At 72.4% G+C, this 19322-nt stretch carries 14 protein-coding genes; 5 read left to right on the plus strand and 9 right to left on the minus strand.

All coding sequences use genetic code 11. From position 1 onward, the window contains the following. The first annotated feature begins 123 nt into the window (after positions 1-123). From wecB to WME79_RS14045, 3 genes are all read left to right on the plus strand, one after another. Entirely contained in the window at positions 124-1242 is a 1119-nt protein-coding gene (gene wecB / locus WME79_RS14035) for a non-hydrolyzing UDP-N-acetylglucosamine 2-epimerase (RefSeq protein ID WP_437535334.1), read from the plus strand. 286 nt (positions 1243-1528) lie between these two features. After that, positions 1529-2125 carry a pilin gene (locus WME79_RS14040; protein WP_437535335.1) on the plus strand — a complete coding sequence of 199 codons (597 nt, stop codon included), beginning with the start codon at positions 1529-1531 and terminating at the stop codon, positions 2123-2125. A gap of 11 nt (positions 2126-2136) precedes the next feature. Then, positions 2137-3741, plus strand: coding sequence for a pentapeptide repeat-containing protein (locus WME79_RS14045; RefSeq protein WP_437535336.1), 1605 nt, complete (start codon positions 2137-2139; stop codon positions 3739-3741). A gap of 113 nt (positions 3742-3854) precedes the next feature. Here WME79_RS14045 and ptsP read toward each other — a convergent pair whose 3' ends face one another. The 3 genes from ptsP to dhaK are packed head-to-tail and all read right to left on the minus strand — an operon-like array spanning position 3855 to position 7954. Then, entirely contained in the window at positions 3855-6293 is a 2439-nt protein-coding gene (gene ptsP, locus WME79_RS14050; protein ID WP_437535337.1) for a phosphoenolpyruvate--protein phosphotransferase, read from the minus strand. Then, a complete protein-coding gene (gene dhaL / locus WME79_RS14055; protein WP_437535338.1) occupies positions 6290-6949 on the minus strand; it encodes a dihydroxyacetone kinase subunit DhaL in 660 nt (219 codons plus the stop codon). Before dhaL ends, ptsP begins: the two co-directional genes overlap by 4 nt. 3 nt (positions 6950-6952) lie before the next feature. Next, entirely contained in the window at positions 6953-7954 is a 1002-nt protein-coding gene (gene dhaK, locus WME79_RS14060) for a dihydroxyacetone kinase subunit DhaK (RefSeq protein ID WP_437535339.1), read from the minus strand. Between the two features lie 107 nt (positions 7955-8061). Here dhaK and WME79_RS14065 point away from each other — a divergent pair, with 107 nt between their 5' ends. Continuing rightward, on the plus strand, positions 8062-8805 hold the full coding sequence (locus tag WME79_RS14065; RefSeq protein ID WP_437535340.1) for a YqjF family protein: 744 nt from the start codon (positions 8062-8064) through the stop codon (positions 8803-8805). Between the two features lie 103 nt (positions 8806-8908). On the opposite strand, the gene WME79_RS14070 is transcribed toward WME79_RS14065, so the two are convergent. Next, positions 8909-9862 carry an alpha/beta fold hydrolase gene (locus tag WME79_RS14070; RefSeq protein WP_437535341.1) on the minus strand — a complete coding sequence of 318 codons (954 nt, stop codon included), beginning with the start codon at positions 9860-9862 and terminating at the stop codon, positions 8909-8911. 50 nt (positions 9863-9912) lie between these two features. Continuing rightward, a complete protein-coding gene (locus tag WME79_RS14075) occupies positions 9913-11703 on the minus strand; it encodes an MXAN_6577-like cysteine-rich protein (RefSeq protein WP_437535342.1) in 1791 nt (596 codons plus the stop codon). Positions 11704-12028: 325 nt separating this feature from the next. On the opposite strand from WME79_RS14075, the gene WME79_RS14080 reads away from it, so the two are divergent. Beyond that, positions 12029-13435: a POT family MFS transporter gene (locus WME79_RS14080; protein WP_437535343.1), complete on the plus strand. Its 1407-nt coding sequence runs from the start codon at positions 12029-12031 to the stop codon at positions 13433-13435. A 14-nt stretch (positions 13436-13449) separates the two neighbouring features. Here the strand turns inward: WME79_RS14080 and WME79_RS14085 are convergent, their stop codons facing one another. The 4 genes from WME79_RS14085 to WME79_RS14100 all read right to left on the minus strand — a co-directional run bounded on the left by WME79_RS14085 (position 13450) and on the right by WME79_RS14100 (position 19287). Then, entirely contained in the window at positions 13450-14757 is a 1308-nt protein-coding gene (locus tag WME79_RS14085; RefSeq protein ID WP_437539847.1) for a hemolysin family protein, read from the minus strand. A gap of 274 nt (positions 14758-15031) precedes the next feature. Next, positions 15032-16099, minus strand: coding sequence for a 3-deoxy-7-phosphoheptulonate synthase (locus WME79_RS14090; protein WP_437535344.1), 1068 nt, complete (start codon positions 16097-16099; stop codon positions 15032-15034). Between the two features lie 231 nt (positions 16100-16330). Continuing rightward, positions 16331-17134, minus strand: a complete 804-nt coding sequence (locus tag WME79_RS14095; RefSeq protein ID WP_437535345.1) for an RNA polymerase sigma factor — start codon at positions 17132-17134, stop codon at positions 16331-16333. 839 nt (positions 17135-17973) lie between these two features. Continuing rightward, positions 17974-19287 (minus strand): RNA polymerase sigma factor, encoded by a 1314-nt coding sequence (locus tag WME79_RS14100; RefSeq protein WP_437535346.1) that lies wholly within the window; start codon positions 19285-19287, stop codon positions 17974-17976. Between the last annotated feature and the right edge of the window lie 35 nt (positions 19288-19322).

Raw genomic sequence — 19322 nt, forward strand, 5'->3', positions numbered from 1 at the left:
AGTAGTCAGGAAGTAGCCGGGAAGTAGCCAGGAAGCAGTGAGGATATCGAGCGCCGGCCGCGCCCGCGGCTCCGTCAAAACGCTGGTGCTGCGCCGAGTACCACGGCATCATCCTCGGTCGAGATGATCTACCTCGTCGCCGCGACGCGCCCGAACTTCATGAAGCTCGCCCCCATCTGCCGCGCCCTCAAGGCGCGCCGTCTACCGATGCGGCTGCTCCACACGGGGCAGCACTTCGACACGACGATGAGCGATGTGTTCTTCCGGGACCTCGGCCTGCCGACGCCGGATCACACGCTCAAGGCAGGCGGCGGCTCGCACGCCCAGCAGACCGCGGCGGTCCTCGTCGGCGCCGAGGCCGACATGATCGAGCACCGGCCCAAGGTGGTTGTCGTCGTCGGGGACGTCACGAGCACCCTCGCAGGCGCGCTCGCGGCGTCCAAGCTCGGCATTCCCGTCGTCCACGTGGAGTCCGGGCTGCGCTCGCGGGACTGGACGATGCCCGAGGAGATCAACCGCATCCTCACCGACCAGCTCTCCGATCTCCTGCTCACCCCCTCTCACGACGCCCACCCCAACCTGCTCGCGGAGGGCATCCCGCCCGAGCGAATCCGGTTTGTCGGCAACGTGATGATCGACTCGGTCCACTACGCCCTCAAGCGCCAGACGGACGCGCTCTCGCGCTTCGGGCTCGAGCCGAAGAAGTACGCGATCGCGACGCTCCACCGCCCGGCCAACGTCGACAGCGCCGAGCGGCTCGCCGAGACGCTCGACGCGCTCGAGGCGATCGCGCAGCGCCTGCCGACCGTGTTCCCCGTCCACCCGCGCACCGTCGCCCGCGCCGAGTCGTTCGGGCTGTCGGCGCGCCTCCGCGAGACGAAGGGGCTCCGGATCATGGAGCCGCTCGGATACGACGATTTCGTGACCGTGATGGGCAATGCGCTGCTCGTCGCCACCGACTCCGGCGGCATCCAGGAAGAGACGACCGCGCTCGGGATCCCGTGCCTCACGATGCGTCAGGGCACCGAGCGGCCCATCACCGTGACGCAGGGCACGAACATCGTCGTTGGGCTCGACGCCGCGCTCATCGCGCGCGAGGTCGACGCGATCCTCGACGGCCGCGCCAAGCGAGGCTCCGTGCCTGAAGGATGGGACGGCAAGACCGGCGAGCGCATCGCCGATGCGCTGGAAGCGTTCCTCGCCGGGGATCCGCCGCCCAAGACCGCTGGCCCGCGCGCCTGAGCTACCGCCCATCCGCGCTCGCCGCCGTGCCGGAGCGACGGGCGCGGCCGGAGCGACCAGAGCGACTGGCACGACGCCGAGCGCACGATGCACCACGCGCGCTCACCGCGCCGCCACATCGCTTCTTCCGGGGCCTACGTGGGAGTCGCGCCGCCCGCACGACCCAACTCCCCACAACCCCCGACCAAACAGCCTTCCATGGGCCAGAGCGCTCTGGGTTGTGCTTGTTTATCGATGAACAGCCCCGGTATATAGTTGTATCGTGGCAAGAAATTTTCGACCTGGCGTGGAGTGGGCAGCTCGAGGGCGAGGTCAACGAGGTTTCTCGCTCGTCGAGGTGATGGTCGCGGGCGGGGTCGTGACGATCCTGGCCGCCTTGGCGACCCAGGGGGTGTCCAAGTACCTCGTGTTCGCCAAATCGGCCGAGGCCAAGCAGACGATCGGCGGCATCGCCAGGGCGGTCGTCAGTTCGGCCGAACGCCTTCAGGCGATGTCGGGCACCGCGGCGATCCAGCCGCTGTGCAGCGATGCGGTCACGGTGCCCAACGGGTTCTCTCGTGTCCAGGGGAAGAAATATCAGCCCGACCCCAGCCCTGGTGTTGACTACAACACCGGCAGCCCGACCGTAGGCTGGAAGTGCCTTGCGTTCGCGGTCACCCACCCTCAGTCGTACCAGTATCGATATCGACTGGGCGGCTCTCCCATGCCCGTCTCCGTCAACCATTTTCCGGACGACGTGCCGGAGGATCGCAGGTGGGCCGCCTATGCGCGAGGCGACCTCGACGGGGACAATACGCACGCGTGGTTCGCGCTGGACGGCTACATGAAGGACGGGCAGGTGGTGTTCGCCAGCACGATCGGCACCATCGACCCGGATGAGTAGGCGGCGCCGCCATGGACACCGCAGCTCTCCACACGCTCTTCGGTGCCCTCTCGTCGCGCCGCGGCGGCGAGAGCACCGCCATCGAGCTCCCGGGGGCGGACCTCGCGGCTGCGCACCTGCGCTGCGCCGACCTCCAGGGCGCGAACCTCGCAGGCGCGCGCCTCGACGGGGCCAAGCTCACCGGCGCGAACCTCGGGGGGGCGCGGCTCGACGCCGCGTCGCTCGTCAACGCCGACCTCACCGGGGCCGACCTGCGCTGGGCCGATCTCTCGGGGGCGCTGCTCGGCGGGGCGCTGCTCGCGGCCGCGGACCTGCGCGGGGCCAAGCTCCCGCGCTCGTTCTCCTCGGCGGGCTCGCTCGTGGGCGCGCGCGTCGATCCCTCGGCGTGCACGCGCTCCGGCTTCGACGAGGAGGCCATCCTGGCGCTGGCGAGCGCGGGCGCGTCGTTCGACGACATCGCGTCGTTCCCTTCGCCGCTGCGCGACGCCCTCGCGAGCGCCGACGCGGTCCCCGAGAGCGCGGAGCGGAGCCGTCGCCCCGCGGCGCCGGACTCGCGGCGGATGGAGGCAGCGCCGGACTCGCGGCGGCTGGAGGCGGCGCCGGACTCGCGGCGGCTGGAGGCGGCGCCGGACTCGCGGCGGCTGGAGGCGGCGCCGGACTCGCGGCGGCTGGAGGCGGCGCCGGACTCGCGGCGGCTGGAGGCGGCGCCGGACTCGCGGCGGATGGAGGCGGCGTGGTCATCGCAACGGATTTCGGCGCCACCCGAGTCGCAGCGGATGCCCCTCGCGACCGACGTGCCCCGCCAGGGCGTGGCCGCCAGCGCCTCGCGCCGCGCTGCCGGTGAGCGCGAGCCTCCGCCGGGCCGCCGCCCCGCCGTGTCCGGTGGCCCTCGGAGGGCGCCGGACGCGCCCCTGCTCACGCGGCCGACCGAGCTGCGCCTCGCGCTCGCCGGCGGCGTGTTGCTCCTCGTCCTCGCGGCCGCCGTCGCTCTGGCGAAGATCCCTCCGCGCGGTCTCCTCGTGGCAGCGCATGCCGGCAGCGTGCTGGGCGCGGCGCTCTTGACCTTCGCGCTGCCTCTTTTCGGTACCGAGCGCGACGCCGCGCGCTCCCTGGGCGCCCGCCTCGTGCTCGCCGCGTTCGCCGCGACGCTCGTCTACGGCCTCGATCCGTCGCGCCTGGCGGTCTTCCGGCTGCGCGCCACGCTCGCCTCGGGCGACGCCGCGCAACGGTCCGCCGCCGTACGTCTCCTCGCGCGGAGCGGTCACCGCAGCTTCGACGGGCTGGATCTGTCGGGGCTCGATCTCTCCCGAGCCGATCTCACCCAGAGCAGCTTCCGGAACGCGCGCCTCGCCGGGGCGGACCTCTCGGGCGCCGCGCTGATGGAGTCGACCTTCGTCACCGCCGATCTGACCGCTGCCAACCTCCGAGGTGCCGACCTCACCGGGAGCGACGCCGAACAGGCGACCGGCTGGGAGCTCGCGGCGTGCGATGCGGCGACGGAGCTGCCCGAAGAAGGCGCGTGCATGCTGGGACACCCGGTGCGGGCAAGTCAGCCCTCGGGCGACACCACCGCGCGCTCCGCGCGCGAGGGCGCCGCGCCGGCGGGGGCGCTGTAGCGAGCGGCGCATCGACGGTCGCGGCCGGATCGCTCGGGAGATCGGGCGCCGGACTGGCCAGACGTCTGGCGGTCCGTCGCCAGGCGTCTGGCTGCTCGGTCACAGCAGCGACGTCAGCCCGGACGCCGCGCCGCGGCGCGGGCCGCTGCCGCGTCGTCGACCGCGAGCGCCTCCTCGGCGATGGCGGCGAGATCGGCGAACGAGGCGCCGGCGAGCGCGTCCTCCACCGCGTCGAACGCGGAGGCGCTCATGCTGAGGCGCGTGATCCCGAGGCCGACGAGGAGCGGCGCGACGTCGGGATCGCCGGCGGCCTCGCCGCACACCGAGACCGGCCGCTTCGCGGCGTGCCCCGCCTCCACCACCCCGCGCACGAGCCGCAGGACGGCCGGGTGCGCCGGATCCGCGAGCGCGTGCAGCCGCGGGTGACCGCGCTCGGCCGCCAGCGTGTGCTGCGTCAGATCGTTGGTCCCGATGCTGAAGAAGTCGGCCTGGCGCGCGAGGCGCTCCGCCATGAGCGCCGCCGACGGCACCTCGACCATGATGCCCGTGGCCACGGGCCAGCGGTGCGCCGCGCCCGTCGCCGCGAGCGTCTCGTGCGCGCGCTCCAGCGCGGCGCGCACGGCGCTCACCTCCGCGGCGGTCGAGACCATCGGGACCAGCACCCGGATGTCATGGCCGCGCCCCGCGACCAGGATCGCGCGGAGCTGCGCCTCGAGCAGCGCCGGCCGCGCGAGGGAGAGGCGGACGCCGCGGACGCCCAGGCTGGGGTTCGCCTCAGCGTCGAGCTCGAGGTACGGCAGCGATTTGTCGCCGCCGGCGTCGAGCGTGCGGACCACGATCGGAGCGCCGGCGAACGCCGCGAAGGTCTCCGCGAGCAGCTCCGCCTGCTCGTCCTCGCCGGGCTCGTCCACGCGGTCCAGGAACAGCATCTCGGTGCGCAGGAGCCCGATCCCGAGGGCGCCCGCCTCGCGCGCGGCGCGCGCGTCCGAGGGGCCAGCCACGTTTGCCCAGAGCTCGATCTCGCGGCCGCAGGCGAGGCGCAACCGGCCGTCCCGCGCGCCTGGCGGCCGCCGTGACGCGCGGAGGGCCGCCTGCCGTCGCTCGAGCTCGATCGTGGTCTCGGGATCCGGGTCGAGCCACACCTCGCCCGTCGCGCCGTCGAGGCCAGCGCGCGCGCCGCCCGTGTCCGGCAGCAGCGCCGCGGCCCCGGCGACCGCGGGGATGCCGGCGCCCCGCAGCAGGATGGCGGCGTGCGAGGTGGGACCGCCGCGCCGGTCGATGACGCCGAGCACCCGCCCCGTATCGAGCCGCGCGGCCTCCGACGGCGTGAGGTCCTCGGCAACGACGACGGCCGGCGGCCCGTCGGGAAGCACCGCCGCGGCGCCGCCGAGCAGGGCGCGCACCACGGCGTCGCCCACGTCGTGGACGTCGGCCTCGCGCGCCCGCAGGTACGGGTCCTCGAGCTGCCGGTAGATCGCGGCCGCGGCGTCGATCGCCTGGCGGAAGGCCCAGGCGGCGTTGCAGCGCTCCCGCTCGATGCGCGAGATCGCCTCGTCGACGAGCGCCGGGTCGCAGAGCAGCGCCTGATGGGCGTCGAGAATGTCGGTACCGCGCAGCGCGCTGCCGAGGTCCTGCGCTGCCAGATCGAGCGCCCGCCGCAGCCGCTCGGCCTCGGCCGCAGGATCGTCGACCGTGGTCTCGGGGACCTCCGGGATCGACCGCACCAGCCGGACCATGGGGCCGAGCGCGACGCCGGGCGCGACGGGGATCGCGTGGCACGACGCGGGGGGCGCCGTATGCGCGGCCGCTGGCGCGCCGCGCTGCAGGAGCGCAGCGAGCGCCTCGACCGCCTCGCCCGCCTGCCGCCCGGTCGCGCGCAAGCGCAGCACGTCGCCCCGGCGCGCCCCGAGGGAGGCGAGCGCGATCAGGCTCGAGGCCGGCACCGGACCGCGCGCGGCCGTCACGTTCTCCAGGGTGATCGCCGCGTCGAAGGCCGCCGCGCGCGTGATGAGCCGCGCCGCAGGGCGGGCGTGCAGGCCGCCCGGATCGGCGATCGCGAGCTCGACCATCGCGGCCGGCGCGGCCGCATCGGTCGCGGCCACCGCCGCCGCCGCGGGGCGCTCCGCCTCGCCGAGCTGCTCGGCCTTCGGCACGAGCGCCTGCCGCGCCTCCGCGGCGACCTGATCGAGCGTGCCGCCCGCCGCCGCCCGCACGGCGGCCGCGATCGCCCCTTCCACGATCGGCCCGCCGGTGAGGCGCGTGCGCGCGGCGATGGCTGGATCGATGAGCTCGAGCGCCGTCTCGGCGCTCAGGATCGCGCCGCCGATATCCATCAGCACGATGGCGCCGGCCGGCCCGCAGACGCGCTCGATCGCCGCGGCGATCGCGGTCGCGTCGGTGCCGAGCTCTGCGCCGCCGTCGCCCGTGCCCGCCGCGCACGCGATGGCGACCGCCTCGCCGGTCATCTGGCGGGCCAGCGCCTCGGTGGCCCCGGCGAGCTCCCGGCTGTGGGAGACCAGGACGAGCCCGACGCGGCCCGCCGCCCCGCTCATACGCCTGCCGTCGCGGCCAGGCTCCGCAGCAAGAGCGAACACGACGTGGCGCCGGGGTCCTGGTGCCCAGCGCTGCGCTCACCGAGGTAGCTCGCCCGGCCCTTGCGAGCGATGAGCGGCACGGTCGCAAGGGCGCCGGCCTGCGCCGCCTCGGCGGCGCGAGCGAGCCCGTCCACGAGCGGGGAGCGCGCCGGCTCGCCCGCGGGCGCCGGCGCGCTCAGCGCGGCCTTGAGCGCGTCGACCGCAGGGGAGAGCGCGTCGACCATCGTCTTGTCACCGGGCGACGCCTTGCCTCGCCGCTTCACGCCGTCGAGGCCCGCCTCGAGGCACCCGGCCAGGGCCGCGAGGTCGAGCGCCGCGGCGCCGGCCGCCCGCTGGCCCGCGTCGCGGAACAGCGTGCCGTAGAGCGGGCCGCTCGCCCCGCCGACGGTCGACAGCAAGATCATCCCGACGCCCTTCAGCAGCGCGCCGACGTCGCCGTGATCGAGGCCGCCGAGCCGGACGCGCACCGCCGTGAAGCCGCGCGCCATGTTGACGCCGTGGTCGCTGTCGCCGATCGCCGCGTCGAGCTCGGTCAGGAGCACCTTCTCGCGCTCCATGACGTCGGCCGCGCGCTCGAGCCACGCCGCGATGTGCACGCCGTTCAAGGCGTCCATGGCTCAGGTCCCCCAGCGCAGCGCCGGCGTGTGCACCGGCGCGTCCCACCAGCGGACCATCTCGTCGTCGAGCTTGAGCAGGGTCGCCGACGCGCCGGCCATCTCGAGCGACGTGATGTACGACCCCACGAGGCTGCGCGCGACCTTGAGGCCGCGGCCCTGCGCGATCGCGCACGCCTTGCGGTACACGACGTAGAGCTCGAGGAGCGGCGTCCCGCCCATGCCGTTGACGAACAGCAGCACGTCGTCGCCCGGCTCGAACGGCAGGTCGTCGAGGATCGGCTGCATCAGGATCTCGGCCACCCGGTCGGCCGGCTCCAGCTTGGCCCGCCGCCGGCCAGGCTCGCCGTGGATGCCGATGCCGACCTCCATCTCACCCGGGCCGAGCTCGAACGACGGCTTGCCGGCGTGCGGCACCGTGCAGGCGGAGAGCGCGACCCCCATGCTGCGGCCGCGCGCGTTGACCCGTCGACCGAGCGCCGCCACCTCCTCGAGCGGGCGGCCCGCCTCGGCGGCGCCGCCGCAGATCTTCTCGACGAGGACGGTCGTCCCCACGCCGCGCCGTCCGGCAGTGTACAGGCTGTCCTCGACCGCCACGTCGTCGTTCACGAGCACGCCCTCCACCGGGATTCCCGCCTCGCGCGCGAGCTCGGCGGCCATCTCGAAGTTCATCACATCGCCGGTGTAGTTCTTGATGATGTGGAGCACGCCGGCGTCGCCGTCGACGGCCCGCGTCGCCTCGAAGATCTGGTCGGGCGTCGGGCTCGTGAACACGGCGCCGGGGCAGGCGGCGTCGAGCATGCCGCGCCCGACGAACCCGGCGTGCAGCGGCTCGTGCCCGCTGCCGCCGCCGGACAGCAGCGCGACCTTGCCTTTGCCCTTCGCCTCCGCGCGCGTGACGAAGCGCGGCGCGGCGTTCACCCGGAGGAGCTCGGCGTGCGCGACCGCCATACCCTCGAGCGCCTCATCGACGAGATCGTCCGGCGCATTGATGAGCTTCTTCATCGTGCCTCCGCTCCGTGCCCGTTCGGCCCCGCGCGCAGGATATCCCCATGCCATTGCCCGCCGCGAGAGGAGATCTTCTGACCGCGCCGTCCTATGCTGAGGTCGCCGTGGACCGAATCGCCCCCACACTCCGCCCCCCTGGCCGCCCGGCGGGCTTCCAGCGCTGGAGAGAGCTGCTCTTCCTGCACTGGGAGACGCCGATCGCCGCGCTGCGCGCCGTCGTGCCGCCTGCGCTCGAACTCGACACCTTCGAGGGCAGGGCGTACGTCGGCGTCGTCGCCTTCACCATGCGCGACGTCAGCCCCTGGTGGTCGCCGAGCGTGCCGGGGATCTCGAACTTCCACGAGCTCAACGTCCGCACCTACGTTCACCAGGAGGGGCGAGCGCCAGGCGTATGGTTCTTCAGCCTGGACGCGGCCAAGGCGATCGCGGTCGTCGCGGCCCGGGTCGGCTGGCACCTGCCCTATCACTACGCGTCGATGGATCTCGAATCGAGGGACGGGGAGGTCCGTTACCGCAGCGCGCGGCGCTGGCCGGGCCCCGTGCCTGCGCGCTTCGAGGCGCGCTATCGCGTCGGCGCGGCGATCGACGGCCGCGCCGCGGCGCCGGGGACCTTCGAGCACTTCCTGGCCGAGCGCTACCTGCTGTTCGCCTCGAGCGGCGACGCGCTCAAGATCGGGCAGGTGCACCACGCGCCTTATCCGCTCCACCAGGCCGAGGTGACCCACGTCGAGGAGAGCGTCGTCGCCGCGGCCGGCCTGCCCGCACCGACGGGGGCGCCGCACGTGCTCTATAGCCCGGGCGTGGACGTCGACGTCTATGCGCTGACGCCGTCCGCGCTGCGCGGGTGACGTCGCCGCGGCCGCGCGGTGATCGGATCGCGCTCCCGCGCCCCGATGCCCTGGGGAGCCCGAACCAGAGCGCCGCGGGCACGGCCGCGCCCGCGCCCGCGCGTCAATGCCTCGTGAGCCAGTGGATGACCTGGGATTCGAGGCCCGGCGCCGCCCCGAACCCGAGGCTGAGCGTCCGCGGGAAGCCCACGTGCCCGCCGTGCCGGAGCCACTGCACGTCGAGCAGCGGCGAGCGCGGGTGCGCCTCGATCGCCGGCCGCACCGTGGCGAGCGGCACCATCGGGTCGGCCTCCGTCGCGACGATCAGCGACGGGACGGCGACGTCGCGGAGGCGCGGGGCGGCGCTCTCGCTCGCGTAGTAGGCCTCCGCGCTCTGGTAGCCGAAGCGTCGCGTCATGATGCGACGGTCCCATTCGCGGATCGTGCGAATGGCGAGCGCCTCGTCGAGGGGCACGGGCACGGCGCGGCGCGAGGCGACGGCGGTGTACATCTCCTTCAGCCCGGACATCACGTGCCTGCGGTACACCCACCGCTCGGGCTGATCGATGGCGGCGACGGCTCGCTCCAGATCGAGCGGCGGGCAGACCGCCGCCACGGCGTGGACGCGCCCGTCGAGCGAGCCCGAGGCCGCGTAACGGAGGGCGATATGCCCGCCCAGCGAGTAGCCGAGGACGAGCACACGCTCGTACCGGTCGAGCTCGGGGGAGGTGATGGCGGCGTGGAGATCGGAGAACAGGCCAGCGTGGTAGATGTCGTCTCCGTCGCCCCCGGCGCCGCGCAGGTTGATGCGCAGGCAGGCGAGCCCGGCGCGCTCGGCCCTCAGGGCGGCCTCGAGCACATAATAACTCTCGCTCGTGCCGCCGAGCCCGTGGACGACGACGAGGATCGAGCCCGCCTCGTCTCGGTGGCGGATCCTGCCGAGCACCCGGACGGGCCCGGCAGGAGTCTCATCGACGTGGACCGCGAAGGGGGAAGACGGGGGGAGCCGCGGGGCGCGAATCTGATGCTTGAGCCAGGGAGCGACCGTCCAGAAGTGGCCGTGGAGGATGCGCTGCATCAACCCGTTCGTAACACGGGTGACGCAGCGTTTCTATTTCACCCGCCCGCTCAGCGACACACGACTTCCGAGCCGCTGCAATCGGTCCGGCACACCTCGCAGTGGGCGCACTGGAGCATCGCGTCGTAGATGGCCGCGCTTGCCGGGTCTGCCGTCCTGCACCCCTCCTTGCAGGTGGCCGTGTCGCACGTGCGGAAGCAGCTCACGTACTCCATGCACGGGATGCTGTCGGTGCACGCCGCGAGCTCGTCGGCGCAGCTGCTCTCGAACGCGCACCGGGTGCAGCCCGAGCCGCCGTCGCCGCAGGTGCCCGAGCCGTCGCATACCGGCGGCGGGACGGCCCGCTTGACGTTGAGCGTGAACGCGCCAGTGCTGGTGTCGGCGGAGCCGTCCACCACGACCACGACGGTCTGACCCGCCGCGAGCGTCACCGTGACCTCCGACTGCTCGACGTCCGTGTCGTCGTTGCACGCGAGCTGAGCCCCCCTGCAGTCCGCGTCGTGCACGTGGAGCATCGTGTCGAACGCCGATCCGAACGTATCGAAGGTGTAGTCGCCGGCGACGGGCGCCGTGAACGCGTATCCCGCGTCGGGGCTGAGCGATGCGCGGCAGGCCGTCGTCACGGTCGGCCGCACGCTGTTGGGCCGGCCGACCGTGCTGCCGGTGATCGTCTGCGGCACCGACGAGGCGAGGGTCCCCGCCGGGCAGCTGGGTGCGCTCGCGCGCGTCACGCTCAGCTCGAAGGTGCCCGCCTGGCCCTCCGCGCCGTCGACCACGATGTAGACGGTCTGGCCCATGGCCAGGTCGGCCGTGATGACCGCGCTCGGGTCGGCGCTGCACGCGAGCTCGGAGCAGCCCGTCGCGTCGAGGAGGGCGAGGACGACGCTGTAGCCGGAGTTCGTGCTGTCGAACGAGTAGACGCCCGCGGTCGCGGCGGTGAACGAGTAGATGCGCTCGCCCGAGCTCGTGGCGGAGCACGTCGGGGAATAGGTGTTCGCCTGGCCCGCGGTCGTGCCGTTGACGATCTGCGGCACGGCGCTGCCGAGATCGGTGCCCGGGCTCACCGTGCACGCGCACGCCCCGGCCTGGCAGACCTGCGTGTCGTTGCACGCGGTGCCGCACTCGCCGCAATGCTCGGCGTTGGTCTGGAGGTCGACGCAGACGTCGACGCCGTCGCAGGCCGTGAGCCCGGAGCCGCAGCCGTCCTGGCACACGCCGGCGACGCACGTCTGGTCCTCCGTGCACGTGATGCCGCACTCGCCGCAATTCGCGGCGTCGTTCCGGAGGTTGACGCAGGCGCCGTCGCAGTCGGTGAGCCCTTGCGAGCACTCGCCGTCCTGGCACTCGCCGGACTCGCAGGTCTGGCCGTCCGTGCACGCGGCGCCGCACTCGCCGCAGTTGCTCGGATCGGACGCGACGTCGACGCACGTGCCGCCGCAGTCGGTGCGCCCCGCGGGGCAGCCGCCCTCGTCCTGGCACTCGCCGGCCTCGCAGGTCTGCCCCTCCTCGCAGGCGTTGTTACAGCGGCCGCAGTTCGCCTCGTCGCTCTCGGTGTCGACGCAGCTGTCGCCGCACGCTGCGAGGCCGTCGTCGCACGCGGCCACGCACGCGCCGTCGCGGCAGGTCTGGTCGCTGCCGCACGCCACGCCGCACGCGCCGCAGTGGCTCGTGCTCGTGCCCGTGTTGATACAGATGCCGTCGCACTCCGTCTCCGGCGCGACGCACGCGCTCGTGCTGGGGCCGCCGTCCGAACACGATGCCACGGCGGAGAGGGCCGCCGCGGCGAGCCAGAGCAGGGTATACGTCGGCGCGAGCCTGAAGCGCGATTTGAGCTTTTCCATGAACCTTCCCTCGGCAGAGTTGCCGACGACGGGGGTCGTAACGCGGAGCTACCGGGAGGATACGACGATGGCCTTCCAGGGTGTCAATGCTTGCAGCCTGAATCCCACGCGTAGATCGTCGATCGGCGTCCGCGTCGGCGTCGTTGGCGCGCGCGCGCGCGCCGTTTTGCCACCGTCGTACACCTTGACCACAGGGTGCGCAGCTCGGGCGCCCCGCGCTCGACCGCCGGCCGCGCCGGCGCTCTCCGGAGGGGAGGGAGGCAGCGCGGATTGCCCTGGCGCGGGAGGCGGTCTACGGATGGATGGCGCGCGCGAGGGCCTCGCCATGACGCAAACTGCTCCGAGCACCAACCGATTCCCCCCTCAGATCAAGTACATCATCGGAAACGAGGGGTGCGAGCGCTTCAGCTTCTACGGGATGAAGAACATCTTAACGTTCTTCATGATCAACTACATGTTGATCCACGAGCATGTGGCCAAGGCCAATTACCACCTGTTCGTGAGCGCCTGCTATTTCTTCCCGCTCCTCGGTGGATTCCTGTCCGACCGCTTTCTCGGGAAGTACAGGACGATCCTCTGGCTCTCGCTCGTCTATTGCGCGGGGCACGCCTGCCTCGCGATCTTCGAGAGCCGCCCGGCCGGCTTCTATGTGGGGCTCGCGCTCATCGCCCTCGGCTCGGGCGGCATCAAGCCCTGCGTCTCGGCGCACGTCGGTGACCAGTTTTCCGAGGAGAACAAGCACCTCGTCAAGAGCGTGTTCGCCCTCTTCTACTGGATCATCAACTTCGGCTCGTTCTTCGCGTCGGCGCTGATCCCGAAGACGCTGGAGTGGTGGGGGCCGAGGGTGGCGTTCGGGATCCCGGGCGCGCTCATGTTCATCGCGACGCTCGTGTTCTGGAGTGGGCGCGACCGGTATGTGCACGTGCCGCCGACCGGCAAGAACCCGCACTCGTTCCTTCGCGTCCTCTGGGACGCCGTCCGGGTAGGGCGCGACGCGCATGGCAGCACCGCGCGCGTGCACTTCCTCGATGCGGCGCGCGGCAGGCACCCGGAGGGCGCGATCGACGGCGCCAAGGCCGTCCTGCGGGTGATGACGATCTTCGCCCCCATCCCGGTGTTCTGGGCGCTGTTCGACCAGAAGGGGTCGACCTGGATCGTCCAGGCGACCCGCATGGATCTCGAGGTCCTCGGCCACAAGCTCGCTCCGTCGCAGCTCATGGCGCTGAACCCGCTGCTCGTGATGCTGATCATCCCCTTCAACACGATGATCCTCTACCCCGCCCTCGAGCGGCGCGGCGTCCGCCTCACGGCGCTCGGCCGCATGACGGCCGGCATGGCGATCACGGGGCTCTCGTTCGTGGCGGTCGCCGCCATCGAGCTCGCCATGACCTCGGGTCAACGCCCGAGCGTGCTCTGGCAGGCCGGGCCGTACCTGCTCATCACGTTCGCCGAGGTGCTCGTGTCCACCACGGGCCTCGAGTTCGCCTACTCCCAGGCGCCGCGGGAGATGAAGAGCACCATCATGAGCTTCTGGAACCTCACCGTGACGGTCGGCAACCTGATCACCGCCGGCGTCGCGGCGCTCAACGTGTTCACGGGCGCGCTTCAATACCTCTTCTTCGCGGGGCTCATCCTGATCGCGGCCGTCGTCTTCGGCCTCCTCGCGCGGCGCTACGTGGTGGTCGACTACTTCCAGCGGAGGTCCGCGGGCGCGCCTGTCCCTGCGTCCTGACGCGCCGCGCCGGCTCAGCCCTCGCCGCGGCGCTCCTCGTCCTCGGGTTCGCCCGCCTGCGCGGGCGGGACGCGGACCCGCACCGTGCGGATCTGCCGGGAGCTTGCGTCGACGATGTGGAGCTCCGCCCCGTCCGGGGTCGTCACGACGTCGCCTGGCGCGGGGATGCGCCGGGCGAGCCCCAGGCAGAGCCCCGCGACCGTCGACCAGCGGACATCGTCCGGCAGCGCGATCGCGAGCTGCCGGCTGACCTCGTGGACCGGCATGTCGCCGGGCACGAGCGCCGACCCGTCCGGCTCGCGCCGGATCGTGTCTGCGCGAGGCGGGTGCGCCTCGTTCTCGGCGAAGATCTCGCCGACGAGCTCCTCGACGAGGTCCTCCATCGTCACGATGCCGATCATGCCGCCCTGCTCGTCCACGACGACGGCGAGCTGGAGCCGGCGCCGCTTCAGCTCGGCGAGGAGATCGACGGCCGGCATCGACCCGACCACGAAGTACGCCGGGCGCAGGATGCTCTCCAGCGAGAACTGCCCGTCGCCCCACAGGAGCGCGAGCACCTCGGGCATCGTGACGTAGCCGATCACGTTGTCGTTCGACCCCACGTAGACCGGCATCCGCGTGTGGCCGTGCTCCAGCACGGCGCGCTGGACCTCCTGGGCGTCCGCGTCGCGCGGGAGGGCCACGACGCGGACGCGGGGGAGCATCACCTGGAGCGCGGTGAGCCAGGCGAAATCGATGGCGCGGGACGCGATCTCGCCGGCGCGCTTGTCGACCGAGCCCGCCTCGGCGGCCTCGTCGACGATCTGCTGGATCTCCTCGGGGGAGAGGCGCGCCTCGACGAAGTTCGTGCGGTCACCGAAGAGCCTCAGCACCAGGTTGGAGCTGGCGGTGAGCAGCCAGACGAGCGGGCGGGCGAGCGACGACAGCCCGCGGAGCGGCGGGCCGACGAGCATCGCGTACCGCTCGGAGGCGCGGAGCGCGAGCGACTTCGGGACGAGCTCGCCGAGGACGAGCGACAGGAAGGAGACGAGCGCGACCACCGCGGCGAACGCGAGCTCGTCCGCCGCGTCCCCGATCCACGGCACCGCGCGGAGCACCGGCGCGAGGTCCTTCGCGAGGGTCGACCCGCCGAAGGCGCTCGCTGTCGCGCCGACGACGGTGATGCCGATCTGCACGGTGGCGAGGAAGCGCTCCGGGTTGCCCCGCAGACGCTTCACCGCGCGCGCCCGGCGGCTCCCCGACTGCACGAGCTGGTCGAGCCGCGTCTTGCGGACCGTGACGACCGCGATCTCGGCGCCCGAGAAGACGCCGTTCACGAGCACGAGGGCCAGGATGATGAGGATTTCCGAGAGAATGGCGGCTCCCTCCGCGGCTTTTCCCGGGTGCAGGCATAGCGTGTCGCTCGCCCGCACGGCAGCGACACCGGGCCCGCGGTGCACGAAACCTTAGCGGCCGTGGCTGCAGCGTGCCGCGGGTCGCGAATTGCGTTTATGATGAAATTTTCTGAAGGGATCCGCCACGCGCGGCGATCGGCGCGTCGCCGCGCGCGGTGACCGCCGCGCCGTCACGCACGGCCGCCGGCGCGGCGCGGAGGGCTCACGCCGCCTTGCTGGCCCGCCGGTCCCGCACCGCCTGCGCGAGCAGCTCGAGCACCGGAACGGTGTCGTTCCAGCCGAGGCAGGCGTCGGTGATGCTCTGGCCGTAGATGGGCAGCTTGCCCGGCGTGAGATCCTGCCGGCCTCCCACGAGGTGGCTCTCGATCATCACGCCGAGGATGTCCCGCGAGCCGGAGCGCAGCTGGTCGGCCAGGCTCTCGGCCACGATCCTCTGGCGCGCCGGATCCTTCTGGCTGTTCCCGTGGCTGCAGTCGACCATCAGCCGGCGCGGCAGGCCCGCCTTGGTCAGGCGGTCGGCCGCCTCGCGGACGTGCTCGGCCGCGTAGTTGGGCCCGCGCTGCGAGCCGCGCAGGATCACGTGGCACGACGCGTTGCCGCGCGTCGCCACGATCGCCGAGATCCCCTGCTTCGTCACGGAAAGGAAATGGTGCGCCTCGCGCGCGGCCCGCACGGCGTCGACCGCGATCTGGACGTCGCCCTCGGTGCTGTTCTTGAAGCCCACGGGGCACGAGAGCCCGGAGGCCAGCTCGCGGTGGATCTGGCTCTCGGTCGTGCGCGCGCCGATCGCGCCCCAGGAGATGAAATCAGCGATGAACTGCGGCGAGATCGTGTCCAGGAACTCGGTCGCGCTCGCGAGCCCGAGCTCGGCGATGTCGCGGAGCAGCCCGCGGGCGACGCGGAGCCCCTTGTTGATCGAGAAGCTCCCGTCGAGGTCGGGATCGTTGATCAGCCCCTTCCAGCCGACCGTGGTGCGCGGCTTCTCGAAGTACACGCGCATGATCACGAGCAGATCGTCGCTCAGCCGGTCGCGCGCCTCCCGGAGCTGCGCGGCGTACTCCAGGGCGGCCTTGGGGTCGTGGATGGAGCAGGGGCCCACCACCACGATGATCCGGTCGTCGTCGCCCGAGATCACGCGCTCGGCGGCCTTGCGCGTGAAGGCCACGGTCTCGGAGGCCGCGGGGCTGACGGGGATCTCTTCGATAAGGATCGCCGGGGGGATCAAGGGCCTGAGCCCTGCAATACGAAGGTCGTCGGTCGAGTAGTACATCGTTGAGGCTCCAGCATAGCGCGACGACATACGCCCCGACTACCCGCGCGTGGCCCGGAGGCACTTTCTGGTCGTTGTACGGCGTCCCGTACTCCCGTACGGCTTGCGATCGGCCTGAAGATCTGTCTCGCGGGTGCGGGCGGGCTATCGGGTCATCGGGGGCCGTCGGATCCAGGGTGACGCTGGCGTTCGCGCGGGCGCTGGCCCGACCGCGCTGGCGGCCTCCGCCGGTCATCCTGCTATGCGTGCTGGCGAGTGCGCCCGCTCCCCGCCCGGCCGCCGCAGGAACGGGGCGCCCTTCGGCTGCGTGTTGCAGGGCGCCGCCGGTCGCTTCGTGCCCGCAGTGGTCGAGCGGACGGGCCGCTCTGCCAGCGCCGTCCGGCGTGGGGTCTTCGTCGATCGTGTGGCCTTCGCCGAGCGCGCCGCCGCCTCGGCGACGTCGCTCGCCGTCGGTCGCTGCGGTCGTTGCTGCCTGCGCTCTGCGCGGGGCTCCTCGAGCAGCGCACGCAGGGACGCGAGCGCGCGCGTGCGCCATTTGTACGCCGTCGACAGCGGGATCCCGTGTTGTTCGGCGACAGTCGCCATCGGCACGCCTTCGATGTCGTGCTGGATGAGGATCTGCTGCTCGTCGGTCTGCAGCGACCTGAGCCGCGAGAGGATGAGGGAGCGCGTCTGCTCTGCGTCGATCTGCTCCTCGGCGTTCGGGCGCTCGTCGGCGACGCGGCGCGGGGCGTGGCCGGAGGACAGCTCCTCGCGCCGGTGGTGCGCGCGGTCGCGGTAGTGGGCGGCCACGTGGACCGTGATCCTGTTGAGCCACCGCTCCGGTCGCGCGCGGAGCGGGTCGTAGGAAGGGAAGCTCTGGTATCCGGCGAGGAACACATCCTGAAGAATGTCTCGCCGATCGCGGCGTGGGACCCCGAGCCGCCTAAGCCAGTTCCATACGGAGTCGTAGGTCTTCCCCCGAAAGAGCCGGACGAAGGCCCGCTGTCTATCCAGCGGCATCGACGGTGCGAGAGTGCGATGCGGTTGTCCCATGCTCGCTTAATTAGGAGGAGCTGATCTCCCATCTCAAAAAAAAGCCATCGGCTCTGAAAAATGATCTTCTGTGCGCGCGCGATCCCCCGCACCCCACCCCCAAGCGCCGCGGACGGGAGCGCTGCTCTCCCGCTTCGGATACGGGCCCACCTCGGCGTTTTCGGTGCTCGGCGTGCTGGAGCACGCCTGCGCGCCGAAAACGTCGATCTGGGCCCGTCTCCTGTGCGGGAGAGCAGCGCTCGGCGGCGGTTGGGATGGAGCGTCTCCTGTGCAGGAGAGCAGTAGTCGGCGGGGGGTGGGATGAGCGTCTTCTGTGAGGGAGAGCAGCTGTCGGCGGGGGGTGGGATGAGCGTCTTCTGTGAGGGAGAGCAGCTGTCGGCGGGGGGTGGGATGAGCGTCTTCTGTGAGGGAGAGCAGCTGTCGGCGGGGGGTGGGATGGAGCGTCTGCTGTGCAGGAGAGCAGCTGTCGGCGATGGCTGGGCTGATGCCTGTATCCTGTGCAGGAGAGCAGCACTGCAGACGCGGAGAGCTGAACAGGGGAATCGCTCTCGACCGGATCTCGGCTGCGGGTGCTACGGCGGCTCAGATAGAAGAGGGGGCGAGAGGTCGAGAGGAGCCAGGGCTCCAGTCTCTTGGCGTCCTCGGCGGTTCAGCGCCTTGCCATCCGAGCAGTGCTCCACAGCGGTTTCCGCCCACCTCTGCACCATGCCGAGCAGAGCGGCGGTCTCCCGCACAGGAGACGGGCCCAGATCGGCGTTTTCGGCGCGCAAGCGCACTCAGGTGCGCTGAGCACCGAAAACGTCGAGGTGGGCCCGTATCCGAAGCGGGTGACCGTCGCTCTAGAGCAGCGGGGGGGGGGCGGCGGCTGCGGTCCTCGCGCGGAGCGCGCGGAGCGCCGCGTTCCTCTCGGCGGTGAGGCGGCCAGCTGGGAACCTCATTCGGTGCTCGATCAGGCGGCGCTTCGCCTCCGCATAGCGACCGCGCGACAACGCCGTGATTGCGCCGTCGAGGAGGGTGCGCTCGGCGGCGATCTCCTGATCGTTCGACGCCCCAGACGGTCCCGCGGGGGGCAAGGTTGCTCCGCCCGCCGGACGGGGCGCGGCCTTCCGCGCGAGCAGCGCCGCGCTGGTCGCTCGCGGGTTCCCGGCGCCCGCGATCCGGCCGCCCTGGGGAGCGTCCGCCGCTGCAGCTGCGCCGGGCGGCGGCGGCAATGCGGCCGGGGGCGGCGGCGGCAATGCGGCCGGGGATGGCAGCGGTAACGTGGCCGGGGACGGCGCTGGCAGCGCGGCCGGGGACGGCGCTGGCAGCGTGGCCGGGGGCGGCGGCGTCCGGATGACCGCCATGGGGAGACCGGTCGCGGCCCGCATTCCGGCGGCGGCAGGGGTCGAGGCGGCGCGCAGCGCGCCCAGCGTGAGCGCGATGACGGCCGCGGCGCTCGCCAGCGGGACTGCGATGCTCGCTGCGATGTGGAGCGAGCCTGCCCGCGTTGGCGCGCTGCCCTCGATCGGGAGCTTCCACGGCCACGGAGAGAACACCCCGCGGATGCGGCGGTACAGCCTCGCGAGCAGCGTTGGCGCGCCCTCGCCTTCCGTGCGCGCCTCCTGGACGAGCGCGCCGGCGCTGAAGGGGATGAGCGCGAGCCCGCGGCCGCGCTGCCGCGCCTGCCAGCGACGCATCGCCGCCTCGATGTCGACCCAGGCGAGCCGGTGCCGGCTCCACGCGGTGCTCAGGGGGATCGACAGCTGCTGGGCGATCTCGGCCATCTCGATCTCCTCGAGCTCATGGGCGACGAACACGCAGCGGCGCTCCATGGGCATCTCCTGGAGCAGCTTGTCGAGCACGCAGCGCCGGTCCCTCGCGATGGCGTGCTGCTCGGAGTCGGGGGTGACGTCAGGCAGCGCCGCGAGATCGTCGAACGGCCGGAGGCGCTCATGGCGGCGGTGGGCCCGTCGGAAATGATTCGACGCCTGGTGGGTCGCGATGCCCATGAGCCACGACCGCACGGTGCCCCGGCTGGGATCGAACCGCGGCAGCGCACGGTAGGCGCCGGCGAGGACCTCCTGGGCGACGTCCTCGATGTCCTGCGCGCGAACCCCGAGGCGAGCGAGGTAGCGGGCGATGAACGAGAAGTGCTCGTCGGCGATCTCCGCCATGCGGGCGTGGGAAGGCTCTGCGGATGTGTTTTTGC

This window comes from Sorangium sp. So ce726, from assembly GCF_051521405.1.
Taxonomy (GTDB): domain Bacteria; phylum Myxococcota_A; class Polyangia; order Polyangiales; family Polyangiaceae; genus Sorangium.